At 58.5% G+C, this 26094-nt stretch carries 20 protein-coding genes; 13 read left to right on the top strand and 7 right to left on the bottom strand.

All coding sequences use genetic code 11. From position 1 onward, the window contains the following. Window positions 1–70: 70 nt before the first annotated feature. A complete protein-coding gene (locus IPM39_17245) occupies window positions 71–2626 on the bottom strand; it encodes a transporter substrate-binding domain-containing protein (GenBank protein ID MBK8987786.1) in 2556 nt (851 codons plus the stop codon). 141 nt (window positions 2627–2767) lie between these two features. Continuing rightward, complete coding sequence (locus IPM39_17240) at window positions 2768–4516, bottom strand: CapA family protein (protein MBK8987785.1); 1749 nt, start codon at window positions 4514–4516, stop codon at window positions 2768–2770. 158 nt (window positions 4517–4674) lie between these two features. Between IPM39_17240 and IPM39_17235 the strand changes: the two genes are divergently transcribed. The 4 genes from IPM39_17235 to IPM39_17220 all read left to right on the top strand — a co-directional run bounded on the left by IPM39_17235 (window position 4675) and on the right by IPM39_17220 (window position 10446). Further along, a complete protein-coding gene (locus IPM39_17235) occupies window positions 4675–5940 on the top strand; it encodes a hypothetical protein (protein ID MBK8987784.1) in 1266 nt (421 codons plus the stop codon). Between the two features lie 149 nt (window positions 5941–6089). Then, entirely contained in the window at window positions 6090–8297 is a 2208-nt protein-coding gene (locus tag IPM39_17230; protein MBK8987783.1) for an META domain-containing protein, read from the top strand. Between the two features lie 177 nt (window positions 8298–8474). Continuing rightward, complete coding sequence (locus IPM39_17225) at window positions 8475–8903, top strand: hypothetical protein (GenBank protein ID MBK8987782.1); 429 nt, start codon at window positions 8475–8477, stop codon at window positions 8901–8903. A 676-nt stretch (window positions 8904–9579) separates the two neighbouring features. After that, the gene (locus tag IPM39_17220; GenBank protein ID MBK8987781.1) at window positions 9580–10446 is read left to right on the top strand and encodes a mechanosensitive ion channel family protein; all 867 of its coding nucleotides are present in this window, start codon (window positions 9580–9582) and stop codon (window positions 10444–10446) included. Between the two features lie 10 nt (window positions 10447–10456). On the opposite strand, the gene IPM39_17215 is transcribed toward IPM39_17220, so the two are convergent. Together IPM39_17215 and IPM39_17210 are read right to left on the bottom strand one after the other, a co-directional pair. Next, window positions 10457–12709, bottom strand: a complete 2253-nt coding sequence (locus IPM39_17215) for a hypothetical protein (protein MBK8987780.1) — start codon at window positions 12707–12709, stop codon at window positions 10457–10459. Between the two features lie 291 nt (window positions 12710–13000). Further along, window positions 13001–13252 carry a hypothetical protein gene (locus IPM39_17210; GenBank protein ID MBK8987779.1) on the bottom strand — a complete coding sequence of 84 codons (252 nt, stop codon included), beginning with the start codon at window positions 13250–13252 and terminating at the stop codon, window positions 13001–13003. Between the two features lie 356 nt (window positions 13253–13608). On the opposite strand from IPM39_17210, the gene IPM39_17205 reads away from it, so the two are divergent. The 3 genes from IPM39_17205 to secF all read left to right on the top strand — a co-directional run bounded on the left by IPM39_17205 (window position 13609) and on the right by secF (window position 17558). Beyond that, window positions 13609–14874, top strand: coding sequence for an imidazolonepropionase (locus tag IPM39_17205; GenBank protein MBK8987778.1), 1266 nt, complete (start codon window positions 13609–13611; stop codon window positions 14872–14874). Window positions 14875–15270: 396 nt separating this feature from the next. Beyond that, window positions 15271–16614 (top strand): protein translocase subunit SecD, encoded by a 1344-nt coding sequence (secD, locus tag IPM39_17200; protein MBK8987777.1) that lies wholly within the window; start codon window positions 15271–15273, stop codon window positions 16612–16614. Window positions 16615–16616: 2 nt separating this feature from the next. Next, window positions 16617–17558: a protein translocase subunit SecF gene (gene secF / locus IPM39_17195; protein MBK8987776.1), complete on the top strand. Its 942-nt coding sequence runs from the start codon at window positions 16617–16619 to the stop codon at window positions 17556–17558. Window positions 17559–17564: 6 nt separating this feature from the next. Here the strand turns inward: secF and IPM39_17190 are convergent, their stop codons facing one another. Both IPM39_17190 and IPM39_17185 read right to left on the bottom strand, forming a co-directional pair. Then, complete coding sequence (locus tag IPM39_17190; GenBank protein MBK8987775.1) at window positions 17565–19280, bottom strand: CocE/NonD family hydrolase; 1716 nt, start codon at window positions 19278–19280, stop codon at window positions 17565–17567. A gap of 10 nt (window positions 19281–19290) precedes the next feature. Beyond that, window positions 19291–19821, bottom strand: coding sequence for a DUF1269 domain-containing protein (locus tag IPM39_17185; protein ID MBK8987774.1), 531 nt, complete (start codon window positions 19819–19821; stop codon window positions 19291–19293). A gap of 374 nt (window positions 19822–20195) precedes the next feature. Here IPM39_17185 and IPM39_17180 point away from each other — a divergent pair, with 374 nt between their 5' ends. Further along, window positions 20196–20972, top strand: a complete 777-nt coding sequence (locus tag IPM39_17180) for a helix-turn-helix transcriptional regulator (GenBank protein ID MBK8987773.1) — start codon at window positions 20196–20198, stop codon at window positions 20970–20972. Next, on the top strand, window positions 20969–21394 hold the full coding sequence (locus tag IPM39_17175; GenBank protein MBK8987772.1) for a hypothetical protein: 426 nt from the start codon (window positions 20969–20971) through the stop codon (window positions 21392–21394). Before IPM39_17180 ends, IPM39_17175 begins: the two co-directional genes overlap by 4 nt. A 34-nt stretch (window positions 21395–21428) precedes the next feature. Here IPM39_17175 and scpB read toward each other — a convergent pair whose 3' ends face one another. Further along, the gene (scpB, locus tag IPM39_17170) at window positions 21429–21974 is read right to left on the bottom strand and encodes an SMC-Scp complex subunit ScpB (GenBank protein ID MBK8987771.1); all 546 of its coding nucleotides are present in this window, start codon (window positions 21972–21974) and stop codon (window positions 21429–21431) included. Window positions 21975–22158: 184 nt separating this feature from the next. Between scpB and IPM39_17165 the strand changes: the two genes are divergently transcribed. From IPM39_17165 to IPM39_17150, 4 genes are all read left to right on the top strand, one after another. After that, window positions 22159–23535, top strand: a complete 1377-nt coding sequence (locus tag IPM39_17165) for a dipeptidase (protein ID MBK8987770.1) — start codon at window positions 22159–22161, stop codon at window positions 23533–23535. Window positions 23536–23544: 9 nt separating this feature from the next. Next, on the top strand, window positions 23545–24126 hold the full coding sequence (locus IPM39_17160; GenBank protein ID MBK8987769.1) for a leucyl/phenylalanyl-tRNA--protein transferase: 582 nt from the start codon (window positions 23545–23547) through the stop codon (window positions 24124–24126). 92 nt (window positions 24127–24218) lie between these two features. Beyond that, window positions 24219–25229, top strand: a complete 1011-nt coding sequence (locus tag IPM39_17155; protein MBK8987768.1) for a ribose-phosphate pyrophosphokinase — start codon at window positions 24219–24221, stop codon at window positions 25227–25229. Next, entirely contained in the window at window positions 25226–26062 is an 837-nt protein-coding gene (locus IPM39_17150; protein MBK8987767.1) for an alpha/beta fold hydrolase, read from the top strand. The genes IPM39_17155 and IPM39_17150 overlap by 4 nt, the downstream gene beginning before the upstream one ends. The last annotated feature ends 32 nt before the right edge of the window (window positions 26063–26094 follow it).

Genomic DNA, 26094 nt, shown 5'->3' with positions numbered 1-26094 from the left:
GATACAAAAAACACCCGCACGGCCGTTAACGGCCGTGCGGGTGTTTCTTTACAACCAGGTTCGCCAGAGATTAGCGGGGGGTAATTCGCTGGTTAAAGTTCAACACGTTCTGACCATTGCTGTTGAAAATGATCAATCCGTTGGCCGAGATGTTGTACGTGGCCGCCGATTGGAACAGGGTGAGGAACTGCTGCTCAATTTGCATCGTGGTCTCGTCGCAGGCGATGTTGGTTCCGGTCAACGGGCCGATGGTCAGGTTATTGCCGCTGGCGCTGTAGCTGCCGTTAAAGGTATTGCAGCCGCTGCTGCCATTGACACGGCCGTTGTCATCGAAGACGGCCGTAATCAGCAGACCCACTGGCAATATCTGGTTCATGTTCATGTTCGCCAGCGTCCAATTAACGCCGACCAGCGGCGAGCGGGTGGGCGTAGGCGGCACGGCGGCCGAGACGGTCACTGTCTGGTCGCGGGTAATCGTCTGCCCGCTGCCGGTTGCTTCCAGGCGATAGATAAACGTGCCGGTCTGGTTCAGGCAGTCGGGGAACGCGCCGCTGAACGACGCCCCATCAATAATCGGCGAGCCGTTGCGCAGGATGTTCACGCGGTTGGTTCCGCCGCTGACATTCCAGGCTATGTTGACGCACTGCCCGGTGGTAATCTGGCCAGGGCTGACAACAAAGGAATTGATGATCGGCGGCTGCGGCGTGGCCGTGGGGACGATGGGCGGCGTGGCCGTTGGCGGAATCGGCTGTGGCGTGGGCTGGACGATGGTGATGTCCCGCTGTTCCCGGCTGGTCCCACCAGGACCAACAGCTTCGATGACGTAGGCGATACGGCCGTTACCCGGCGGGCAGTCACTTGTAGAGCCGCTAATTGGCGCGCCATCCCACACCAGGCTGCCACCGCGTAAGATGCGCACCGTGTTCACGCTGCCGGAAACCTGCCAGGTAATCGCCACACACTGCCCCACGTTGATCTGGTTTGGGTCCACCGTAAAGCGGTTGATCACTGGCGCGCCCGGCCGTTGTTCCACAAAAATGGTAATCTGACGGATGTCGAACGTATTGTCGCGGCGCAAAACACGCAGTTCATAGGTCGTGGTTTGGGCCGGGCACTGCACGCTGGTTCCCTGACCGGTCACGCCAAAGTTCTGCCAGTTGGCTCCTTGTGGATAGAAGAAGACGGCCTGGATGTTGCTGACATTCCAGGAGAAGGTGACACATTCCCCGGCGCGGATGGTGGTGCGGTCTACCGTAAAGTTGACGTCGGCCGTGGGGGTTTGTGTGGGCGCGGGCGTGGGCGTTGGCGCGCCAATCACCTGTATGCCCACCCAGACGCGGTTGCCAAACAACAGCCCGGTAGGATTGCGCATGGTCCAGAAGCCCTGGTAAGTGCCCGGAGCCAACGGCGACACGAGGTCCACAGACACGTCGTAGGTTTGTCCGGGGGCGACGGCCCGTTGGATGGTTTGCGGCTGGCCGCCCATGCGCGCCGCGGGCACGTTGCCGCCGGCAAATACAAAGGTGTAGGTGCTGTCCCAGATGCATGTGCCGCTGTTGAGAATGCGCCAGCTTTTCTGGAAGGGCTGGCCCGGCGCAAATTGCGGCGGAGCGGTCATGTTCTGGTCGTCGAAATTCAAATCTTGGACGAAGGTCATACCGTCGCGGCAGGCGGGCGCGGGCGGCGGCACGGGTGTTGGTTGGGGATTGGGATCGGGTGTGGGAACCGGCAGGACTTCGTCGGGATTCAGGTTTAGGTATTCGGCGGCCAGTTCGGCCAGACGGCCGCTGTTCTGTAACGTAATCAGCGCTTCGTTCAATTTGGTCTGCAAAGCGGCGGCTCCGGGCGGCAGGGCAATGGCGTATCGCTCCAGGTTTAGCCCCTGGCCCACCAGTTCGATGTCGTCGAACGCGCCGACGGCTACCTGCGCCGGCAGCAAATCGCCAATCACCAGGTCCAGTCGGTTTTGGCGCAGGTCGCGCACGGCGTCGCCTGCCTGCAAGTAGACGAAGAGGTTGGTTTCGCTCATCAATCCCGGCTCAATCAGTTCGTCCTGAATCCAGTCGGCGAAGGCGGAGCCGCGCTGTACGCCGACGCGCAGCGGGGCAATTTGTGCGGCGTTGGTGATGGAGCCAAGCGCCATCTGTTTTTGCGCCAAAATGCCGTCTTCGCTGACGTAATAGACGTTGGAAAAATCTAGCACCGCGTCACGGGCCTCGGTCACAGAGATAGCAGAGATGGCTGCATCAATCTGGCCGAGCAGCAGGGCGTCGCCCAGGCCATCGAAGGCCATGTCGCTGATTTCGACTTCGACGCCCAGCAGTTTGCCAATCTCGTTGATGAGGGCCACATCGTAGCCGGTTTGTTTAAAATCTTCGGTGTAATATTCAAAGGGTGGGTAATCGAACGACGCGCCGATGACCAGTTTACCGGCCGCTTGGACACTGCTCCAGGAATCGTCACCCGTCGCGTCGGCGGTTGGGGTGGTGATGACGGGCGGCGGCACTTCGGCGGTGGGGGCGATGGTTGGCTTGGGGTCTGCGCCGGAACAGGCGACCAGCAGGCTGACGGCCGTCAGCACCGCCACTACAAGCAACCAAAGGGAAATTTTGCGTTTAGCTAACATACTCCTCCAAGATAGATGCTGTTCCGGGTCTGGTACGTTCGGCGTTAGGTAAACAGAAACCTGGAATAAGACGATAAAATGGCGCACTGCACTTGACAATAATCATACCATTGCCCTTATCCAGGGCAACCTTTGATTTTCCTACCAATCGCTGGCGTCGAAGACGGCTTGCAGCAGGTCGCGCCGCTCGACGGCGGTCATCAGGCGCTGGCGGGCATAATCTTCGGTGAGGCCGGTCCATAAGTCTACGCTGAGCAAACGGCCGTTATAGACCACATAGGTATCAATAAACGTTTGCCGCGCTCCCAGCGTCCACATCTGGTCAGATAGCAGGTTGCCCAGGCCGTAATGGATGAAGCTGCCATTGGGCCGGAAGGCAAAGCCCTGGGGATGATGGGCGTGGCTGCCGGAAACGGCCGCTGCCCCGGCGTCGGCCAGCGCCCGGAAAGCGGCGTGCTGCTCCGGCAAGACGGCATACTGATAATCCTCCAGGTATTGCAGTGTGGCAATCACTGTATACCCTTCGTCGGCCAGTTGGCGAATCTGGCCGGTGATCAGGCCATAGTCGTCGCAAGGGGCCGCGCCGGGGTAATCTGCCCTGGCCCAACCCAGGTACGGCCCCACCGGGTTGCAGCCAACGAAGGCGATTTTGTTGCCGTTGTGTTGCAGCAGCAGCGGCTCTTGTGCCTCGGCCAGGTTGCGGCCGCCGCCAAAGATGTGGAAGCCCAATTCGTCGTACAGATCCAGGGTGTGCAGCATGGCCCAGGCGCCCCAATCGTTCAGGTGGTTGCCGGTTAGTTCCACCACGTCTATGCCCATCCAGGGCATCAGGTCCACATATTCGTCCCGATTGCAGACATTGTCGCTGTCGTAGGGGTCGGCCGGTGGGCAGTCCGGGGCGAAGGCGTTTTCATTGCTCATGTGGGCGATGTCTACCGCTTGCAGGACGGGGCCGGTTTCTTCGGCGGGGTAGGTATGGCCGTACTTTTCCATGCGGTCGGCCACGGCGCGGCGCATTCCCGCCGGCCCAGTCATGGCAATGGTGGTGATGAAGGCGGGGTCGCGGTTGCCGGTGGGGCCATCCCAAAGGTCGCGCACGGCCGTTACCGCCGCCTCATCGCCCGTGACGCTAACGGCAACCGTCAGCCCATAGGTAGCCGGGTCAAAGTCTGGGGTGATGGGGGCCGCGCCATCCAGCCGCAGCACCTTCAGGCGCGGCTCTAGTTGGTCGAAGGGCAGCACCGTCAGGTGCAGGTCGTCGTAGCCGGTTTGGGCGGCCCACAGGCTGTCTACCAATTCGGCGGCGGGCACAATAACGGCCGTTTGCTCCGGTTCACCCCATAAAGTGCGCAGGGTGGCGTTTACATCGGCCGTCAGGGTGAGCTGGCCTGTTTGCCAGGCCGCCTGTAAATCCTCCAGGCTCAGGCCGTCGGGGATGGTGGGGAATGGCGCGGCGACGGCGTAAACCCAGGCGGCCAGCGCGGCGTCGCCGGCTAGAGTGGTAATAACCACGTCGCTGGTCGCGGCGCTGTCACCGGCGCGGAAACGGCCGTCGTGGGCGGCCAGGTTGGCGGCGGCCGGGTGGAATTCCGGCGGGGCGTCGGCGGCCACGAAGATGGTCCAGGGAACTGCCGTGGCGGCCGTGGCGGCCGTAGCGGTCGTGGCGTTGGGGGTGGGTAGGGGGGTGGGTACGGCCGTTTGCGTGCCAATTGTGGCCGTCGGTGGTAAAGTGGCAGTGGGTAGGATGGGTGTTTCAACTGTGGCAGCGCCTCCCGGGATCGGCGTTGGCAGTCCAAAGGCTATGGGCGTGGTGGATGGCGTATTCCCCTGGCAGGCGGCTAACCACAGCAGGGCAAATCCTAAGAAGAAGCGGGATAGATGTTGGTTCATGGTGTTTTGTTCAGTAGTCACTGTTCACTGTTTGGTGTTCAGCAAACAGCTAATGAGATTGTATACTCACAAATGTCATTAGCTGACATTTTTGTCACCTTGTTAGATGTCACTTTGTCACCTTGTTAAGTATAGTTGAATCTGACTTGTAGCAAAGTATGAGAGAAAGTACGCGCCGTCAAAAAGCCTTGGTGTTGGTGGGGGTGTTGGCCCTGGTGGGGGTGATGGGTATTGTGGCCGTCAGCCGGTGGCCGGGGTTGGGGGCCAGGGTGGCGCGCCCGCTGCGGCAAATAATTGGCAATCGCGGCGTGGCGCTGTTGGAGACTGGCCTGTTTGCTGTGCAAGATGGGGTGCGGCAAACGCAGTACAGCCTGGGGCTGCAAGAGGCGGCCGCCCCCTGGGAAGTGGAAGCGGTTACGGCCGTTCTCCCCACCGCCACCATACCGCCAACAGCCACGGCCGTGCCCTGGCCCACGCCTTCACCCACGCCGCTGCCGCCAGACGCCACGCCTCAGCCCACGCAGCCGCCAACCCCGACCTCCCTGCCCAGCGCCACACCATCACCGACGCCTGCCCCCTGGACGCTGCCGCCGCTGGTTCCTTTTGGCGATCTGGCGGGTGAGGGGCAGTGGCAGCCTTATCTGAGCAGCGCCTCCGGTGATGTGGTGGGGCTGCGCACCTTTTTACAGCCGGATGGGGAACGGCCGTATGCCCTGGTGGCTGTCGTCGCCTTCGACCTGAGCCGCGTCAATCTGCATTACGTCCTGGGAACGTTAGAGCCATCCCTGGCTTCTGGCCCGCGCGGCAGCGGCCTCATCGCTGCCGAACACCTGCAAGCCGACCGGCTGGTGGCGACGTTTAACGGCGGTTTTATGGCATCGCATGGCGAATATGGCGCGATGTCCGGCGGGCTGGTGGCCCTGCCGGCCAAAGATGGCTACGCCACCGTCGCCATTTACGCCAACGGCGATGTGGACGTGGGCATATGGGGGCAAGATTTTTCGGCCGCCGATGAATTGGCTGCCTGGCGACAAAATGCCCGCCTGGTGGTGGAAGATGGCGAAATTAACCCGCGTGTTTATAATGGGTCCATTACCACCTGGGGCGGCAATATCAATGGCAACATCGTCACCTGGCGGTCTGGCCTCGGCATCGGCCCGGAGAAGGATGTGCTTTATTTTTTTGCCGGACCGAGCATGAGTATGCCCACCCTGGCGGCCGCCATGGCCGCCGCCGGTGTGGAAGACGGGCTGTTGTTGGACATTAACGAATCGTGGGTGCATTTTACGGCCGCTGCCGCCGGCCCAGACGAAACCCTGACTGCGATCCCCTTGTTCCCGGAAGGTATGGACACCTGGACAGATCGTTACCTGCGCCAATCGGAACGGGATTTTTTCTACGTAACCATTCGGGAACAACCCTAGACGTGGCAGGTCGGGGCGACGCTTTCATGAGCGGTGGATGAGCGACGCAACATTTGCCCCTGTTTCGCCGTTAGCAGGGGAGATTTACAAAAGCCAAAGGGCATGGCAGCTTACAATAGCCTGCCGAACAAAATTAAAAGGAGAATGAGATGAAAAAGAAGTCCAATTGGTTGTTGATTACCCTATTGCTGGCCGGCCTGGCGCTGTTGGCTGCCTGTGGCGGCGCAGACCAGACAGACCAGGACCAACCGGCCGCCACCAGTGAGGCTGACGGAACGGCCGTACAGCCCAGTGTGGAAGGCGAAGTAAAGACCTTGTACGTCGGCTCGGAACTGGTGGATTGTGTCGGCGTCGCGCCGCAAAAGTGTATGCAGGTCAGAGAAAATCCGGCCGATGCCTACACTCTGTTCTACCAGCAGATCACCGGATTCACCTTTGAACCCGGCTACGAGTATGAACTGCTGGTCACCGTGACCACCATCGAAAACCCGCCGGCCGATGGCTCTTCGTTGCAGTACACGCTGGTGAACATCGTCAGCCAGACGCCGGTAGGCACAACACAAACGGTCGTCACCGGGGATGCCACAGGCGATGCGCTGCCATTGGTCGGCGCGTTGTGGCAGCTGCAAAGCCTCCAGGGGGCAGCGGTTGTGGCCGATACGGCAGTAACGGCCGTCTTTGCCGCCGATGGTTCGTTGGGCGGCAGCGCCGGGTGCAACAATTACTTCACCTCTTACCAGGTAGATGGCCAGACCATCACCATTGATCCGCAGATTGGCAGCACCATGATGGCCTGCGCGGACCCGGTCATGCAGCAGGAGACGGCTTACCTGGCCGCCTTATCCACAGCGACCGCCTGGCAGATTAGCGGCAGCACCCTGACCCTGACTGACGCCGCCGGCGCGCCGCTGGCTGTGTTCACGGCCGTCATCCCCACTTCCCTCACCGGCACAACCTGGCAGTTGACCGGGTTCAACAACGGGCAGGATGCTGTGGTCTCCCCGGTGGCCGGTTCGACGATTACGGCCGTTTTTGGCGAAGATGGCGCCTTGAGCGGCAGCGCCGGTTGCAATAACTACAACACCTCCTTTACGACCGATGGCGGCAGCATCAGCATCGCCGGTAGCATCGCCACCACCACAATACTGTGCGCTGAAGATCTGATGCAGCAAGAAACCGCTTATCTGGCGGCCTTGCCTGTCGCCACCACCTATGCCATCCAAGGAGATTCGCTGGAACTGCGCAACGCCAACGGCGCGTTGATCGCCTCGTACAGCGCCGCCGCGCCGGAGTCGGACGCTTCCCTGGTGGGGGTCTGGCAGCTCACCGATTACAGCGATGCGCCGGGCAGTGTGGTGGCCGTGCCCGATGGGGCAAAAATTACGGCCGTCTTTGGCGAAGATGGTACCCTCAGCGGCAACGCCGGCTGCAACAACTACACCACGTCATTCACAGTCAGCGGCAGCAGCCTCACCTTCAACAGCGCCATCGCCAGCACCATGATGATGTGCGACGAAGCGGCGATGCAGCGCGAAATGGCTTACCTGGCGGCGCTGACCAACACCGTGACGTTTGCGCTGGAAGGCGATGCGCTGAAGCTGTTGGACGCCAATGGCGGGATAGTGGCGGCGTTTACATCCGTTGCGCCCACACCGCTCACCGGAACCAACTGGCAAATGACCGGTTATAACAACGGGCTGGGTGGCGTTGTCTCGCCGGTGGCGGGGACGCAGGTGACGGCCGTTTTTGCCGATGATGGCACGCTCGCCGGCAGCGCAGGCTGCAACAATTACACCACCTCCTTTACCGTAGACAGCGGCAGCATCAGCATCAATCCCAACATTGCCAGCACGATGATCGCCTGTGCCGAAGATGTGATGCAGCAAGAGACAGCTTTCCTGGCCGCGCTGCCCAACGCCGCCACCTACGCCATCCAGGGCGACGTGCTGGAGCTGCGCGACGCCAGCGGCGCGTTGATGGCTTCGTTCACCGTCGCCCAGGCCGCCGATCTGGTTGGTCCTGTCTGGACTGTGACCCTGTTCAACAATGGCCTCCAGGCCGCTGTTGGTCTGCTGGATGGCACGGAAATAACCATGAGCTTTGGCGAGGATGGTAATGTGCAGGGTTCGGCCGGCTGCAACCAATATTTTGGGCCGTACACCGTTAATGGCGACGCTTTGTCGGTCGGCCTATTGGCTACCACCCGCGCTTACTGCCCGGAACCGGAAGGCAAAATGCAGCAAGAGGCCCAATTCCTGGCCGCGCTGCAAATGGCCGCCTCTTTCACCATCCAGAACGGGCAGTTGGACATCCGCATGGTTGATGGGGCCATCGCCGCGTTGGCTGCCGCGCAATAATGTCTGGGGTCCCCGGCGTCTGCCCGGCGCCGGGGACTCAACAAGCACCGCGGTCGTAATTAGTCCATAAGAGGTATTGCCAGACGGCCGTTCAGACAGTAGACTATTGTCCGCAGCAGTGGGCTACGGTCTCCAGTATCCCCTGTGCGCGCGATAAATTGAACGAGAAGGTGAATCATGTCGGCAATAAAACCCGAACTCATTACCATTATTGAAGGCCCAACCCCCGATTTTCATCCGACGCCCCAGCGGTGGCTTCAATCTATTCACGAGGGTCCAGACGACCGGGCGATTGCTTTATGCCAACTGCGAACCGCCAAAGGCAATGACATCCTGGGGCGCTGCCAGGACGCCTGGCGTGAGGGTCGTCCGGTCAAACTAGATTATCCGGATGAAATGCGCCTGCGCCAGCAGGCAGATGTGGTAGCGATGCGGCTGGAAACGGTGGACGAAGGCCCCATGCTCTCTTTGTGGGTGTCTCTGGATTATGAGGTGGTAGAGATAGACGACGATGACTTTGATGATGAGGAGTTCGACGACGAAGATTTCGACGACCTCGAAGACGACGGCGGCCTGGAAGGCGATGACGGTCTGACTTATTTCTAAGCGACGCCCAGAAGTCCAACCTCTGAGAAGGGGTAGAACTTCTTTCGCTGGCGAGTTATAAACGAAAATGCGCCGTATGGCTGTCCAAAAAAGTCCATTCCTGCGGATGGGGGCGATTCTCCAAATCACCCAGAGAACGATTTGGAAAATCGTTCTACAAATTGCATGAGGATTTCTCTGGACACCCATGAAATGACGAAAGGGGCAGCTCTTTCGTCATTTTTATTACCTGAACAACTGATTGACTGACAAATCTCATTTTCCAAGGCCGCAGAACACGGCTTTCCAGGATTTGCAGACGAGAGTAGTCGAGGAAAAAAAGAATCCGTAAACCCTGCCAATCCGCTGTCAATTGGGTTGCGGCCGACCAGAGAAGAAGTTCTACTTCAAGCGGGCTGTCGGAAAAGTAGAAATGGATTCACGGATGACACGGATTTAACGGATTTACACCGATTTTCTGGTGATTTATCCGTAAAAACCCGTCGAACCTGTTCAATGCGTGTATCTATCCTGAGTTCTCCGACAGGCTGTCAGCTGTAAGCGTTCACCCCTCCCTAACCCTTCCCCAAAGGGGGAGGGAACTTGCTCCCTCTCCCAGAGGGAGAGGGTTGGGGAGGGGGCAAGAGGGCTGAATGGATACGTTAGCTCAGCCGTGATGATCCCAGAGAGGTGATGGATGACCAACGTGCTGGAACAAATACAACGATGGTTTGTGGCTCATGGCCTGACCATTTTGGCGATCCTTGTTTTGAGTTTGGTCGCCAATTTCCTGCTGGGTGCGGTGGTGCGCTATGCCACCCACCGCGTGAGTTTGATAGACGGCGAGGCAGGCAGCGCGTTGGACAAACGCGCCAAGACAATTTCTACTGTCCTCAGAAGTGCGGGATCGGTGTTGATTGTGGCAACGGCCGTTGTCATGGTGCTGCAAGAAGTCGGCGTGCCGGTCGCGCCGCTGTTAGCCAGCGTGGGCGTGGTGGGCCTGGCGTTCGGCTTAGGCGCGCAAACCCTGGTTAAAGACACCATCAGCGGCCTGTTTATCCTGATCGAAAATCAGTATATGGTCGAAGATGTGATCGAGGTCAATGGCGTGGTCGGTACGATTGAAGAGATGACACTGCGGACCACGATGATACGCGACGTGGCCGGCGTGTTATACGTTATCCCCAACGGCGAAATCCGCATTGTCGCCAATCGCAGCCGTGGGTGGTCGCGGGCCATTGTAGACGTCAGCATCACCTATGAAGCCGACGTTGACCGCGCCCTGAGCGTGCTGCAAGCCATCGGCGATGGGCTGGCGGCTGACGCCGAGATGGCTCTTTTGCTGCGAGAACGGCCGCAAGTAACCGGCGTGGAGGGGTTGGAGGATTGGGCCGTGCGGCTGCGCCTGATGGTTAAAACCGCGCCCAACCAACATTGGGCGGTACAGCGGGAACTGCGGCGGCGGATTCGGCTGGAGTTTGCCGCTCAGGGCATTGACCTGGCGTTCCCCCGGCATGAAGTCGCTCTGATACACCCACCTGTGGACGAAAAAGCGCAAAACTGACAGGTTAAGTCTAGTTCTGGGTGGCGACGTACAGTTTGCTGCCGTCGGTGATGAAGATGCGCAGGGGGGCTTCGGCGACGGCGAAACCCTGGACATGGCTGAACAGCTCCGTCCCGGCTTCGTTGGTGGCGCGGTATTGGGCGATAACCCGGCCTCCGCGTGCAATTTGCAGGATACGGCCGCTGCCCGGATCGGCCACAAAAATGGAGGCGTTTAATCCCCGGCCCACCAGTTGGGCGGCGGTGGGTGAGACCAGGGGGATGGTCAGGCCGCCGTTTTTTAGCAGTTCGGCTTCGTCCCACTGCACCCGGCCGGAGCGTGTGTCGTAGTAACGGAGACGGCCGTCGCCATACAACAGCAGCAGCGAGCCATCCTCGCTGTACAGGTCCAGGTCTACAGCCGCGTTCAAATCGGCGCTGGAGTCCAACACCAATACCTGCTCGTCGTCCTTAATGAGGAAGCCGTCGCTGTCGGGAAAATACTTCCAGATTTCCCGTGCCCCAGGGTCCAAAATGTATAGACGTTCGTTGAAAAAGGCCAGGGCGGTGGCAATTTGCCAGACGCTAGAAAGACCCAACGGCGCCACCCGCGTATCTTGCATATTGGGGAAGTAGGTCAGGAGTGCCCCTTTGCTGTCTAACATGGCCAGCCCGGCGCGAGAAACGGCCGTGCCCGCTGGCCGCCACGTCATATCTACCACCTTACCCACCACATGGCTGCCCAATGCTTTGCCGCTGAAAACAATCTGCGTGGGCGCGCCGGATAAGTTCAGGTACGACGCATCACTGGCGTGGAAATAAACGTTGCTGCTGCTGTCTAGCGTAAAAACGCCTCCGTCGAACCCGCCTTGCAGCACAACGTCGGTCAGCTGAATGTCGCTGGTAAATTCGTACAGCTGCCGGGCTTGTAAACGGGAAACCCCGTCTAGCTGGTCCAGCGCCGTCATCGCTTGTTGGCGCAGGCGGCTGATTTCACCATCACCCGCCCGTAAAGCGTCGGCTTCGTCGGCCAGGAGGATGACCCGATCGTAAGACTGCCGCGCCTGATCGCGGCTGTCGGCGCCGTCAGCCAGACCAATCTCTTGCCCCATTTCTGTTTTTAGCTCGGCAAAGCGGCGCACCCGGCCGCGTTCCAGATAGACACTGGTGACAATGATGGCGACCAACAGGGGGACAATAATGGCGATGGTGGCCGGGATGGCCCAATTGGTTGGTTCGTCGTCTTCCGGCCGCGGCGGGCGCAGTCGGAGCAGCATGTCGGTCAGCCAGTCGGTGAAGTTAGCCAGGCCGAAGGCGGCGGCGGCCCCAGTTTTGCGAGCGCTGGTCTGCACATCGGCGGCGATTTGATTGACGCTGGCGCTGGTGGGCGACGGCCGTTCGGCGGTTGCGCGCCGCGGTGTAGGGCTGGTGGTTTGGTCACTTTCGCGGATGGGTTGGGGAAAGGTGGCGGCTAGCGGATTGGCCGTTGGGACAACGGGCGTTGCGGCAACGGGCGTTGGAGTCACGGCTGCGGCCACCGGTTCGCTGGCGGCAATCACGGTGGCGTCGCCGATTTCATCGCCGATTTCATCGGTTGTAAACTCGATCAGCAGCAGGCGGGCGGTGGCTTGAGGGCCAACGGCCGTTGGCAAAGCCAGCAGGCCGCTCTCGACATCGGTGTCTACCAGCGCCGGGGCCAGCGCTTCGGCCGTTAAATTGCTGATGCGTGGGTCGGCCAGCAGCAGCAAATTGCCATTTTGCAAGCGATGGTGGAAGTAGCGCACATGCAGCCCGGCGCTGCGTCCCAGCGGTGTGGCCTGCGCCGATGGTTCGGCCGGCAGGCGTTCGACGCCAAAATTGTGGCCTAAAAAAGCCAGTCCTTCACCCGCTTGCAGCAGGAACAACTCGCCATCGTGCAAAGCCGCGCAGGAAATAGCGCCTACTCGCGTGGGGCCTTTGTCTTCCAGGTTCAGGCGCAGCAGACGCTGGTTGGCTTCGGTGATGGCCTGACGCAGGGCGGCGGTGATGCTGCCCGTGGCCTGGTAAAAGTGGCGGCTGATGAGGTCCAGCAGGTCTTGGGCGAGGACGGCCGTTTCATCTATCTGACCACTCAGCGTGAGGTGGACGAATAATATGTCCCGACGGCGGCTGCGGGTGGCTTTGGGCGGCGCGGATTGAACCAATAAACCGGGCGTCGTCGTTTTGCCGGTTGGCCGATGCCCGGTTGGGGCCTGTACCTGACCGTTGATGATAACCAGTTGTCCGGTGACTGCTTGAAGTTCCATAAACGGCGCACACTCTCCCATTCACTGATGTGTTGCCATCTAAGCATAGCACGACTGCCGACGTTTACAAAGTACAAGGCGCTGCCAGCCAACCAGCCCCAGGGTTCGCAAAAATAGACCCTCCCGGAGGCTGATGGGAGCGAATCTCCGCCTGTCTTGTCGGCCTCCGGGAGGATTTGCAAGGGGACTGAACCGGTACTTACCATTTGTGGCTGATAGCCGGCTGCTTATTTTTTAGATTGGACCAATCTCCAAGATTGGTCCAATCTGGGCCATGTAATTTCTAGATGATCACTTAACGGTGCGGTTTTTCTGGTGGCTGCTGTCGAAGAACGCAAAGGGAGAGGGCACAAACCGGTTCGTGACCGGCTGCAAAAAAAGCACAGCAGCCACTATCAATGAACCGCCCACGATGAGCCAGCTTCGCCCCGATTTTCCAGAATCCCGTTTTGGATCATATTTGTGGTGAAAATATGTATCGGTGATATAAAACGGTACGATTCCCAATGACATCATCAAGGACTGATAAATACCGGTGACCATGGTTTTCCTTATTTAGTGTCCAGTGTCCAGTGTCCAGTTTTCAGTTTTCGGTGTTCAGTTTTCGGTTTTTAGTGCGCGTTTTCTAGGGGTAGCGCTGACTGAAAACTGGTTACTGAACACTGAATACGGATTAGGCTGCCAGTCTGTATGTTTTAGGCAGCAAACTGATGGCGAAAATTATGGCACATCTGCCAATATGTGAAAAGCGCAAATTCACCAGATAGTCTCCTGTCATTATTTGTAGATGCCGGCAATTTGCTACCTTGTCAACTTATCATCCTGCAAATTTGTCGCCTTGGTTGGTGTTGCTTTTGACGAAGGATTTTAGTATTTTTATCAGGGGCCATGGAGAAACGATGGAACGTGTAGACTTATTGATTCATTCCGCCGGGCAGTTGTGTGTGGTTCCCGGCAGTGAGGGGCCGCAGCGCGGCGCGGCATTGGGTGAATTGGCTGTCATAGCCGATGGCGCGGTTGCCGCGCGGGATGGGTTGATTGTGGCTGTGGGGCCAACGGCCGTACTCCAATCTCAGTACGCCGCCGACCAGACCATCAACGCCAACGGCCGTTGTCTCATCCCCGGTTTTGTAGACCCCCATACCCACATCCCCTGGGCCGGTGATCGGGCCGGCGAATTCGAGCAGCGCCTGGCCGGGGCGACCTACATGGAGATTATGGCCGCTGGTGGTGGCATTATGTCCACCGTGCGTCAGGTCCGCGCGGCCACTGTGGACGAATTGGTGGCCGCCAATCTGCCCCGTCTGGATGCCATGCTGCGTTACGGAACCACCAGCATGGAAGCCAAAACCGGCTATGGCCTGTCTGTGGAAGCTGAATTGAAGCTGTTGGACGCCATTGTTGCGTTGGACGGCCGTCAACCTGTTGACATAACGCCCACATTCTTGCCTGCCCACGCCGTGCCCAGCGAATATCGCGGCCGTACCGATGACTATGTAGACCTGGTGATAGAGGAGATGCTGCCTGCCGGGGCGGAATGGATGGTGAGAAACGGCCGTTCGCTCTTTTGCGATGTCTTTTGTGAAGAAGGCGTCTTCGACCTGGCCCAGACCCGGCGCATCCTGGTGCGGGCCAAAGAACTGGGTTACGGTCTTAAGGTCCACGCTGATGAATTTGTCGGTCTGGGCGGGACCAAACTGGCCGTTGAATTGGGCGCTGTCTCGGCCGATCACCTGGTGGAAACCCCGGCGGCCGACATCGCCGCCCTGGGGCAGGGCGAAACCATCGCTGTCGGGCTGCCTGGCACGCCCTTTGGTCTGGGGCACAGCAAGTATACGCCCGCGCAGGCCATTCTGGCGGCTGGCGGCGCGCTGGCCCTGGCCACAGACTGCAACCCTGGCACAAGCTGGTGCGAATCTATGCAGATGGTCATCGCCCTGGCCTGCCGCTACATGCGGCTGACTCAGGCGCAGGCATTGGCCGCGGCCACGCTGAACAGCGCCCACGCAATCGGTCGCGGCCACGAAGTTGGCAGCCTGGAACCAGGCAAACAGGCCGATATGCTCATCCTGACGACGACCGATTATCGTCATCTGGGCTACCGTTATGGCGTTAATCTGGTGCAAACCGTTATCAAACAGGGTCGGATTGTGGCCGCTAACTGACGCATATTCACCCCGCTTAACCAGCAATTCCAATGATGAACCTGCTCGTAGGGGCGGGACAGGCGGGCCAACGTCTCAGCCATTCTCCAACACCTCTGCTGCCGCTTGTCCGCGCCGTCCCGCCTCTACCACAATTTGAATTGCCGCTTAACCTGGTTGACTGACAAATCTCAGATTATCACCGCGGAGATTTTCTCTGGTACAGCCTCCGCGCTCACTGCGTTCTCCGCGGTTAGATAAGTTTTGTCAGTCAATCAGGCCGCTTAACACAGCAGCGAGGCGCATTCCGCGCTGGGCTGTGGGTGGCATTTCTTTTAGGTTGCGCCTATAATGCCCAAAGTCCCCGGCGTTCTTGCAGCGCCGGGGACTTGAATTGTGGCATAAAGGAAACTGCTTATGCAATATCAACGAGACCTTATCTGGCTGGTAGTCATCTTGCTGGTGATTGGCGCGGCCATTTGGCTGGTCGTGAACCCGGCTTACCCCATCCAGCGCGGGTTGGATTTGCAAGGTGGGCTGCAAGTACTGTTAGAAGCCGATGTGCCGGCCGAACAAAACATTGCGCGGGAAGATATGGACACCGCGCGCCAGATCGTCGCCCAGCGCGTGAATGCCCTGGGCGTTTCCGAACCGCTGGTGCAAATAGAGGGCGACCGCCGTATTCTGGTGGAGCTGCCGGGGGTAGAGAATCCAGATCAGGCTATCTCACTCATTCAGGAAACCGCTTTGTTGGAATTTATTGATTCCGGCGCACAGCCGCTGCCGGAAGGATTCTGCGTACGCACCTCGTTGAGTACCGGGCCGTCGCGCTGCGAGCTGCCTGTTGGCGCGCCGCTGGACACCCCTATTCAGGACCCCGCGCCGACGTTTGAAACGGTGATGACCGGGGCCGATCTGCGGCAGGCGCAGTCAGAACTGGACCAGATAGGCCAATATTATGTTTCCTTCGGTTTGATTCCGGATAAAGTAGACTTTTTTGCCGACTATACGCGGCGCAACCAGGGGCGTTTTTTGACCATTGTGTTGGATAAACAGGTGATTTCTAGCCCACGCATCAGCTCGGTTATTTCCGGTGGCAGCGGCACAATCACCGGTAATTTTACGCTGGAAGAGGCGCAAAAGCTGGCTTTGCAACTGCGCTTTGGCAGCTTGCCCATCCCGTTGCGTATAGAGAGTACGCGGCTGGTCGGGGCTACACTGGGTGAACAGTCGGTGCGGGCCAGCATTGACGCCGGCATTATAGGCGTGATTCTGGTGCTTATATTTATGATTGGCTATTACCGGCTGCCAGGGGTGCTGGCGGCGGTGGCATTGCTGGTGTATGCGCTGCTGAATTTTGCCGTTTTTATGGGGCTGCCGGTGACGTTGACACTGCCGGCCATCACCGGCTTTTTATTGTCGCTGGGCATGGCGGTGGACGCCAATGTGTTGGTATTTGAGCGCATGAAAGAGGAATTGGCGCGGGGTCGCAAGGTGGACGAGGCGGTGCAGTCGGGCTTTCAGCGCGCCTGGACATCAATTCGGGACTCGAACATTGCCACGCTGGTGATTTGCCTGATTTTGGGCGGGTTTGGCCGAAGTTTTGGGGCCAGTGCGGTGCAGGGTTTTGCCGTGACGCTGGCGATTGGGGTGGCGATTAGTATGTTTACGGCCGTTCTCGTTACGCGCACGTTGGTCAACCTGGTCATTGGTGGCTCGGCCGATTGGATGGCGAAACGTCGCTGGTTGTTAGGAGCATAATCATGTTTGAAACGTTTGTACAAAAACGGCGTTATTTTTATCTGTTTTCGGGGGTCATCATTGGCCTGGGCCTTTTGGCGATGCTTTACTCTGTGGTTAGTACGGGCAAAATTTTCCCATTGGGCGTCGATTTTCTGGGTGGGTCGCGGTTCGAAATTCAGTTTGCCACGACTGTTACCGAAGAACAGGTGCGCGAGGTGTTTACCGGGGCGGGCATCAGCAACCCGTCCATCACCGCTTTGCGCGGACAGGATTTGAGCAATGCGTGGCAAATCCGCACCGAGTTTGTGGACGCTGAACAGGCCCACGACCTGGAAACGGTGCTGACCAGTCTGGCCCCGTTGGTGGCCGGTACTTTTTCGGTGACCACCGTCAGCCCGGCGGTGGGGCAGGAGGTGACGCGGGCGGCGTTGATAGCTGTTGTTGTTTCTGGCGTGGTGATTTTGTTTTATATCATGTTCGCTTTCCGGCAGGTTCCCAATTCCTTTCGGTTTGGGGTGTGTGCGGTGGCGGCCATGTTCCACGATTTGTTTGTCATCTTTGGCTTTGCGGCCATCATGGGCATGATTTCTGGCTGGGAAGTGGATGCTTTGTTTTTGACAGGGGTGCTGACGGTGGCCGGTTTTTCGCTGCAAGACACCATCGTCGTGTTCGACCGGATTCGGGAGAACAGTTTGCGGCGGCGCAGCAATTCGTTTGAGGCGCTGGTCAACCGGTCGGTGAAGGAAACGATCAAGCGCTCCATGATTACGCAGTTGAGCGCGATGTTTGTGTTGGTTTCAATTTTGTTGTTTGGTGGGGCTTCGATTAAGCCGTTTATCGCTGTCTTGTTTGTGGGACTGTTGAGTGGGACGTACAGTTCCATTTTTACGGCCGTGCCGCTGTTGGTCTCGTGGGAAATGGGCGAGATTCCATTGGTCTCGGGCGGCAGCGCCCAAGGATGAGTCGCTTTACGTAAATGGCAGGATGAGCGCGGAGGGATGAGTGGGGTCGTGGTAAATGGTCTGGTCGGCGGGGACCATGCGCGTGCTGGTTAGAACCGGTTCGCCGGTTCCCAGGTTGCGGCTGATGCGCGGGTGGGCGCCGCTGGAAACTTGCAGGCGCAGGCGGTGGCCGGCCAGGAAGCGGTGGGCGGTGGCGCTGAGGCTGATCTCCAGGCACAGGCTGCCATCTGACTGGCGCTCCCCTTTGCCTGGTTCCAGGCGCAGCAAACCGTCGCAAATGTTCAGGGAACGGCCGTCTTCATGCACGTCGCACAACCGGCCAAAAAAGTCGGTATACGGCGTGCTGGACCGGACGTACAGCCGCAAGCGCACCGGGCCGATCACGTCCAGAGCAGCGTTGAGCGGCGGCGACGTGAAGGTGAGTACGTCGGGACGCGCTTCCAGCGAGCGGTTATCCACCGGGCCGGCGTCGCCGGAAAGCAGCGGCCCACCAATGTTGGGCGTCGGATCGGCGGGGTCGTAGCGGTATTGGTCTGGGCGGTTGTTGGCCGGTGGGGGTTGGCGCGTGAGACGGCCGTCTTCTGTTCCCTGGCCTTGCAAATAATAGTAAACTGGGTGGTGCGGCGGCGGCCATTGGTCAAAACTGCGCCATTCATCGGCCCCCATCAGATAAAGCTGTACCGGCTTGGGGCGCAGCGCTTCTGGTTTGCCCTTCAGGTGGGCGTCGAACCAGGCGATGGTATCGCTGAGGGTTTGCAGCTGCTTGCCAAAGCTGAAATGATGATAGGGGCCGATGGTGAGATACGGCCGTTTCCCGGTCTTTTGCAGCAGCGCATAATCTTCCAACAGGCCAGGCAGGAAAATGTCATACCAGCCGCCCATCAAATGGACCGGCGCTTTGACATGGGGTACTTCGCGGCGCAGGTCCACACGAGCAAAATAGGGGTCGCTCTCTTTGCCAAAATGCTGCACCCAGGTACGAAAAAAAGGCACTTCTTTCCGCAGAATCACTTCGTCGGCGGTGCATATGGGCAGGTGATCAAAACCGGCTGCCAGAGAGCGGTTTTGGATGTCGGGTTGTAAAGCCTGGCGGGCGCGCACCAGCAGGGGGAGGGCGTCGTCGGTCATGACTTCGGTGATGAAGACCCACCGCAGGATGGTGTCCAACGCCGCGCCGTTGTCGGCCACGTCTACCATGTTGGATTGGGTGATGAGGGGAACCAGGGCTTTGACAACATCGCCATCGGCGGCGGCGGCCGCCCACTGGGTGTAACCCAGGTAACTGGGTCCCCACATGCCCACTGCGCCATCGGACCAGGGCTGCGCGGTGATCCAGCGCAGGGTAGCCAGGCCGTCATCTTTTTCGTAGACGAAGGGTTCAAATTCGCCCTCGGAGTCGAACCGGCCGCGCACGTCCTGGCAGACCACGTTGTAGCCCCGTTCGGCGAAGCGGCCGGAGATGAAGACCATGATGCCACCCATAGACCCGGAACGGCCGTAAGGGGTGCGCAGAAGGACGGTGGGTAACGGCCGTTGCGATTCAGGCACGTAAACGTCACTTGCCAGGTGAACGCCATCGGCGGCGGCAATGCGAACATTGCGGCTGACGCTGAATTTGTAATGGGCCGGTGGTAAATCCAGGGCGCGCTCGAAGATATTTTTGCGCAGGAAATAGGCCAACGCCGCGCCAGCCCCCACCACACCCAATCCAGCGATACTCATGCTAGATTTTTTACTCATGCTGCGGCCCCCCGAAGTATTCCGTTTCATCGTCCACGTCTTCGGCGCTAAACAGGTCACGCAATTTGCCCTCATTTTCCAGCGACAACGAGGTTTGCAGCACTTTGGCGTCGAATTCGGTGATTTGCTCCATCAACCTGTCGGCTGTAGCGTCGCGGACCAACAGAAACAGCGCTGAGTGTCCCGGCTCAATCGCCCCGCCGACTTCCTTGATAAAAGCGTCATCTACGCCAATATCGGAGAATTTACCGGCCAACGCGCCGGTGACAGCGCCAATAGCCAGCCCCAACCAGGGCATCCAAAACAACAGGCCAATCAACATGCCCCAAAAAGCGCCGCCCAACGCGCCAGCGCCTGCCAGACTGGTTACCTGTTTTACTTTGACTTTGCCATCTTCTTGGCGCACAACAACGGCCGCATCTTCCAATGTGATGATGTGCTGCTTTTGCAGCTTAATCAGCCTGTCACGCAGTTGAAAAGCGCCGGTGGGATTGTCGAAAGCCAAAACAATTAAATCGCTCATTTGCTCTCCGGTTGGTCAGTTATTGTAACGATTAAGCCACTGTCGGCAAGTTCATTTTCGTTTTATCCGTTTTTTGTTAAAGTAGTACCCTCTGAGTGAAATGCTTGTTCAGCACACAGGAAATTGGTCCACAGATTTCACAGGTTTTAAATCGGTGAAATCTGTAATGGTCACAATTTGGTCGAAGTCATTCCTTCGACAGACTCAGGACAAGTTCTGAGCGGAGTCTCCGGAGCGAAGAATCCCTATTTGTCGGCAGCAAGGGGATTCTTCCTCGAAGACTCGTCAGAATGACAGCGTTTCCAACCAAATCGTGACCATTACATAAATCGGTGAAATCTGTGTAATCTTTGAAATTTAGTGAAGAGGCAACCATGAGCAAAAATCTTTGGGAACTAAGAAAACAACGTAACCTGACGGTTAAGCAGTTGGCGGCCAAAAGCGGCGTATTGGCTAAGAATATTTACGCTTATGAGGCTGGTGAGCAAGTCAAAATAGCCGATCTGGATAAATTAGCCAGGGCGCTGTTTGTTGACAGGGCCGAGATTAAATTCCAGTCTGACCCGATACCCAAAAATAAACCGGAACCGCCCGCCCCCAAGCCACCCAAACCAGTGCAACAGCCAAAACCGCCACAGGCAGATCAAGCCAGGGCAGAAGAAAAACCGTCCACTCCCAAGAAGGCAAAAAAGGAGCAGAAGACGCTTCCGGCAACCGACGGGCAGATCGCCCATTTACTCGGCCTGGGGCAGAATCTGGGGCTGGATGAAACGGCCGTCACCGAACAAATTGGCAAACCGCTCAACGAGTTAACCTTTCACGAAGCCCGCAGTTGGCTTGGCGTTTACGACCGGGAAATGAAAACGAAAAAAGCCAGCCAGGGCGTTCGCCCGCCGGATACCCGGCGCTGGCGGGCGCTAACGCCGGAAGGGGTGGATGAATATGAGGCCCGTTACCTGCAAACGCGCCAGGAAGCCGGCGACGCAGTTGCCTTTACCCTGCTAGACGAGACCACATTTACCGGCCGCATCATTGGCTTTAGTCCGTTCAACATCACCATTCAGCAGGCCGACGGCGTGGAAACAACCATTAACAAGCTGGCTCTGGCTTATTATCAGGTGGCTCCGGCCGCCGCCGAGGAGGCCGCATGAGTCTTAGTGATCATCTGCGCTACCTGCGCGCCCGGCAAGGCGGCATCCATCCACTGGAAATTTCTCAGGCCATTGGCCTGGAGAAGCCCACAGCCATTAACCTGGCTGAAAAACAGTACCGCCCGGTACATGATGCGGAATTGGTGGCAAAACTGGCGGAATATTACGGCCGTCCTGTGGCAGAGTTTGAATGGCACAACGCCCGACCGCGCAAATACCTTACCTTTTACATCGCCCGCGCCCTTAAGAGCAAAGAGAGTGTCTGGCTGACTTTACGCTCTGGTCGCCAGCTCAGCGGTACGGCCGAATGGTGGGACCTGAGCAGCGTGGGGATACGGGACGAAGACGGCCGTCTCCTGGTTATCCAGCGCCACGCCATCATAGATTGGCCCGGCGCAGCCACCGATTGGCAAGATGTGTAGGGCGAGTTTCCTTCGGCAAGCTCAGGACCAATCGTCAATCGCCAATCGCCGCTTCTTCTTCCAGCGCTGGCAGTTCGCGCAGGCTGCCCAGGCCAAAATGCTGCAAAAACTGCGGTGTTGTGCCATATAAAATGGGGCGGCCGGGGGTATCGAGACGGCCGTTTTCTTCCACTAATCCCTTGCTCAACAGCGTCCGCAGCGCCCCGTCTGAGTTAACGCCGCGAATCTGGTCAATTTGCGGCCGGGTGATGGGCTGCATATAGGCCACCATCGCCAACACCTCCAAAGCGGCCGGGCTGATGCGCGTGGTCACTTCCAAACCCAAAAATCGTTCCACCACGTCGCTGGCCTCCGGCGCTGTGGTCAACTGCACGGCGCTGCCCGTCCATTGCAGCCGCAAACCCCGTCCGGCGTAGGTCGCCTCCAGATCGTGCAGCAAACTCTCCACCGCCCCGGCCGAAATCTCCAAGATTTTTGCCAACCGCGAAGCAGCCACCGGTCCACTGGCAACAAACAAGATGCTTTCCAACAGCGCGGCGTGGCCTAATTCTACTTTCTGTGTCTGTAATTCTGTCGTCATTCCCAACCCTGTACGTTATAATGCGTTTTGGCTGTTGAGTATACTTGACCTGAATCAACCAGAGTCAGGCATGTTCCCACAGATGATACGGATTTTCTACCAATCTGCGAAATCTGGGTAATTTGCGGATTTTTGTGGGGGTCGGTAAGGCAGCACATCGCACAAAACGAAGTGGAGAGTAGTTATGTTAAGCCCATTGGAATATGCGCAGCAGCATCGGGCTGACTATGCTGCGGAACTGATAGATTTTTTGCGCATTCCCAGCATAAGCACCCAACCCGATCAGGCTGCGAACACCGTTAGAGCAGCGGAATGGGTAGCCGCCGCCATGCGCACGGCCGTCCTGGAAAATGTCGCCGTCATCCCCACCGAAGGCTACCCCCTGGTCTACGCCGATTGGCTGCACGCCGGGTCAAATGCGCCCACCGTGCTGATTTACGGTCATTATGACGTACAGCCGGCCGACCCGCTGGAAGAATGGCACACACCCCCCTTTGAACCCACCACCATTGGCGATTATCTCTACGCCCGCGGCGCGTCGGACGACAAAGGGCAGATGTATGTTCATATTAAAGCCGTAGAGGCGCATCTAAAGGCCAACGGCCGTCTGCCGGTTAACGTCAAATTCATCATCGAAGGCGAAGAAGAGAGCGGCGGCGCCAGCCTGAAATCCTTCATCGTCCAAAACCGAGACCTGCTGCAAGCCAACGTGGCGCTGGTGTCGGACACCGGCATGATCAACGCCAATACGCCGAGCATTGTCTACGGCTTACGCGGCATGTGTTATATCTTGATGGACATCACCGGCCCTGCCCGCGACCTGCATTCTGGCAGTTTTGGCGGTGGCATAGACAACCCGCTCAACGTCCTGGGCCACCTCATCGCCCAACTGAAAGACCGAGACGGCCGTGTCCTCATCCCCGGTTTCTACGACAAAGTACGCCCCCTTAGCCCGGCGGAACGCGCCTTGTTGGCCCAACTACCCCTGGACGAGTCCCATTGGCTGGCGGAAACCGGCGCGCCGCAAGCCTGGGGTGAGCCGGAATACACCCTGGTCGAGCGCCTGGGGGCGCGGCCCACGCTGGACGTGCATGGCATCATCGGCGGCTACACCGGCCCTGGCGGCAAAACGGTCTTGCCGTCTTCGGTTCATTGCAAACTGTCCATGCGCCTGGTTCCTGACCAGGACCCGCAAGAAATCGCCCAATTGTTCAGAGATTATGTCGAGTCTATCCTTCCCCCGACGGTTCAAGTGACCATTCACGGCCGCAGCGGCGCGCCGGCCTCCATCACCGACCTGAACATACCGGCCATGAAAGCGGCCGTTACCGCTTTTGAAGCCAGCTTCGGCAAAACACCGGTCTTCATGCGCGAGGGAGGATCAATTCCGGTGGTGGGACAGTTTCAGGAGTTTTTGGGGTTAGAGACGGTGCTGATGGGTTTTGGCCTGCCAGATGACCGCATCCATGCTCCTGACGAACGCTTTTACTTGCCCAACTTCTATCGCGGCATCGAAACCAGCATTCGCTTTTTAACGGCATACGCCGGGCAGGAACGTTAACAAAAAGCGATGCGGCTGCCACCGGAACTGCTGCTGTCTGCTTACAGCCAGGGGTGGTTCCCCATGGCCCACGAGGATGGCGAACTATATTGGCACGAGCCGGACCCGCGGACGATATTGCCATTGGACAGTTTTCACGTCTCGCGGTCTTTGCAGCGTACTTTAAAGAAGGGGGCGTATGCGGTTCGGCGGAACACGGCGTTTACGGCCGTCATCCATGCCTGCGCCGCCCCAACGCCAGGGCGTGAAGACACCTGGATCAACAGCGACATCATCGCCGCATACACGCTGCTGCACCGCCTGGGGTATGCGCACAGTGTGGAAACGTGGCGGAACGGCCGTCTGGTAGGCGGTTTATACGGCGTAGCCGTACAAGGTCTGTTTGCCGGCGAAAGCATGTTTTCCTATGAAACCGACGCCAGCAAGGTGGCCCTGGTTCACCTGGTACAGCATTTGCGGGCGCAGGGCTATCGCTTGTTGGACGTGCAGTACACGACGCCTCACCTACAGCGTTTCGGCGCGATAGAAATCTCCGCCGCCGCTTACCGCCAACGCCTGGCCGAAGCCCTGAGGGTGACGGCCGTTTTTTAGCGGCGTACAGCACATGACCAGCCAAACGATAACGAATGACGCATCCCAACAACACAGATAAAGACCCTATCAGGAGAGGAGAGTTCGAGAAAATGGAAGAGCAGACCCCCTTGTTAGATGTACAAAACGTGCGCTTTTTTAGCGGCCGTTCCAACGTGCCCCTGGCCGAAAAAATCACCGGCTACCTGGGCGTGCCGTTGGAAGAAGCATTTTTTTCTAAGTTCAGCAACGATAACCTATACATTCAATTGGGCGCCAGCGTGCGTGGACGCATTGTCTACATTGTGCAGTCCCTCACACCGCCGGTCAGCGACCATTTGCTGGGGCTGCTGATGATGTGCGACATCGCCAAGAGCGCCGGTGCGTCTGAGGTGCACGCCGTCATCCCCTATTTTTCTTACGCCCGCTCGGATAAAAAGAACGCGCCGCGCATCTCCATCACCGCCCGGCTGATCGCCGATTTGCTGACGACGGCCGGCGCCACCCACATCATGACGATGACGCTGCATTCGGCCCAGGTACACGGCTTTTTCAGTGTCCCCGCCGACCCGTTAACTGCCCGCACGCTCTTTAACGATTATTTAAGCGGTTGCCAGTTTGACCCCGAAGAGACGGTGGTGGTTTCCCCAGATATGGGTCGGGCAGAATCGGCGGCGCGGTTTGCCGCCGGGCTGCATTTGCCGGTGGCCACGGCCAGCAAAACCCGCATTTCTGATACCAAAGTGGAGATTGGCGGGTTGATCCGGCGGCAGGTGCGCGGTTTCAAACACGCTCTGGTGTACGACGACGAAATCGCTACCGGCGGTTCAGTGGTGGGCCTGAGTAAGATGCTGGTGGAAAGCGGCATCGAGCGCATTCGCCTGATCTGTACGCATGGTTTGTTCCTGGGCAACGCCCTGGAGCGCATGGCGGCCATCCCGCAAATTGAAGAAATCATTACCACTGATACCGTGTACATGGCGCCGGAGAAACGGCCGTCCAACATGAAAGTGCTCAGCGTGGCTCCCATTTTTGGCGAGGCCATTTATCGCAATTACACCCACCAATCTATCAACGAGTTGTTTACGTTCGGCGAAGACCCGAACTATAAGGAGGAAATATGAGCGAACTAACCGATGATTTTGGCATGGCCTACATTGATAGCTGCGACCAGATTACCCTGTTGTGCATCCATGGCTACCCGCTCAGCAGCGCCATGTGGGAGCCGCAGGTGGAAGACCTGACGGGCATTGCGCGGGTCATTGCCCCAGATTTGCGCGGACACGGCCGTTCCGAAGCCGCGCCTGGCCCTTATTCCGTCGGAATGCTGGCTGAAGATTGCGCCGGTTTGTTGGATTATTTGGGGATCGAAAACCCGGTGGTGGTCTGCGGCCTTTCGATGGGCGGTTACGTGGCCTTTGAGTTTTTCCGCCGCTACCCGGAGCGGGTGGCCGGCCTGATTCTCGTTTCCACGAAAGCCACGGCGGACACGCCCGAAGGCAAGGCTGGTCGGGACGCGGCAGTAGAAAAGGCGACGAAAGAGGGAGTAACGGCCGTAGCCGCCGCTATGCTGCCCAAGCTCTTAGCCCCGCAAACCTACACTGAAGATGACGAAGTGGTGGAATTTGTCCAGGAAATGATGGAAGGTACTTCGCTAGAGGGCATGATCGGCGCGCTGCAAGCGATGAAAGAGCGTCCCGATTCCACGCCGACGCTGGCCCAAATAGACGTGCCCACTCTCATCATTCACGGCGCCGATGACCAGCTTATCCCGGTAGCCGAAGCCGAAGCGATGGCCGCCGCCATTGACGGGGCACAGCTTGTCGTCATACCCGACGCCGGCCACCTGCCCAACCTGGAGCAAATAGATGCCTTTAGCGATGCGGTGATTGATTTTATTGACTCACTGATGGATGACGACGCCGACGATGACGACCATGGTCACGACCACAGTTAGCAACTGCGAGCCGTATCCCATATGCGGTGTTC

It is taken from the genome of Candidatus Leptovillus gracilis (genome assembly GCA_016716065.1).
Classification (GTDB): Bacteria; Chloroflexota; Anaerolineae; order Promineifilales; family Promineifilaceae; genus Leptovillus; species Leptovillus gracilis.
This window is presented reverse-complemented; position numbering and strand designations above follow the sequence as displayed.

Coding starts and splice junctions, on each gene's coding strand:
- IPM39_17245 (MBK8987786.1), bottom strand. CDS start 2,626: ATGTTAGCTAAACGCAAAATTTCCCTTTGGTTGCTTGTAGTGGCGGTG.
- IPM39_17240 (MBK8987785.1), bottom strand. CDS start 4,516: ATGAACCAACATCTATCCCGCTTCTTCTTAGGATTTGCCCTGCTGTGG.
- IPM39_17235 (MBK8987784.1), top strand. CDS start 4,675: ATGAGAGAAAGTACGCGCCGTCAAAAAGCCTTGGTGTTGGTGGGGGTG.
- IPM39_17230 (MBK8987783.1), top strand. CDS start 6,090: ATGAAAAAGAAGTCCAATTGGTTGTTGATTACCCTATTGCTGGCCGGC.
- IPM39_17225 (MBK8987782.1), top strand. CDS start 8,475: ATGTCGGCAATAAAACCCGAACTCATTACCATTATTGAAGGCCCAACC.
- IPM39_17220 (MBK8987781.1), top strand. CDS start 9,580: ATGACCAACGTGCTGGAACAAATACAACGATGGTTTGTGGCTCATGGC.
- IPM39_17215 (MBK8987780.1), bottom strand. CDS start 12,709: ATGGAACTTCAAGCAGTCACCGGACAACTGGTTATCATCAACGGTCAG.
- IPM39_17210 (MBK8987779.1), bottom strand. CDS start 13,252: ATGGTCACCGGTATTTATCAGTCCTTGATGATGTCATTGGGAATCGTA.
- IPM39_17205 (MBK8987778.1), top strand. CDS start 13,609: ATGGAACGTGTAGACTTATTGATTCATTCCGCCGGGCAGTTGTGTGTG.
- secD (MBK8987777.1), top strand. CDS start 15,271: ATGCAATATCAACGAGACCTTATCTGGCTGGTAGTCATCTTGCTGGTG.
- secF (MBK8987776.1), top strand. CDS start 16,617: ATGTTTGAAACGTTTGTACAAAAACGGCGTTATTTTTATCTGTTTTCG.
- IPM39_17190 (MBK8987775.1), bottom strand. CDS start 19,280: ATGAGTATCGCTGGATTGGGTGTGGTGGGGGCTGGCGCGGCGTTGGCC.
- IPM39_17185 (MBK8987774.1), bottom strand. CDS start 19,821: ATGAGCGATTTAATTGTTTTGGCTTTCGACAATCCCACCGGCGCTTTT.
- IPM39_17180 (MBK8987773.1), top strand. CDS start 20,196: ATGAGCAAAAATCTTTGGGAACTAAGAAAACAACGTAACCTGACGGTT.
- IPM39_17175 (MBK8987772.1), top strand. CDS start 20,969: ATGAGTCTTAGTGATCATCTGCGCTACCTGCGCGCCCGGCAAGGCGGC.
- scpB (MBK8987771.1), bottom strand. CDS start 21,974: ATGACGACAGAATTACAGACACAGAAAGTAGAATTAGGCCACGCCGCG.
- IPM39_17165 (MBK8987770.1), top strand. CDS start 22,159: ATGTTAAGCCCATTGGAATATGCGCAGCAGCATCGGGCTGACTATGCT.
- IPM39_17160 (MBK8987769.1), top strand. CDS start 23,545: ATGCGGCTGCCACCGGAACTGCTGCTGTCTGCTTACAGCCAGGGGTGG.
- IPM39_17155 (MBK8987768.1), top strand. CDS start 24,219: ATGGAAGAGCAGACCCCCTTGTTAGATGTACAAAACGTGCGCTTTTTT.
- IPM39_17150 (MBK8987767.1), top strand. CDS start 25,226: ATGAGCGAACTAACCGATGATTTTGGCATGGCCTACATTGATAGCTGC.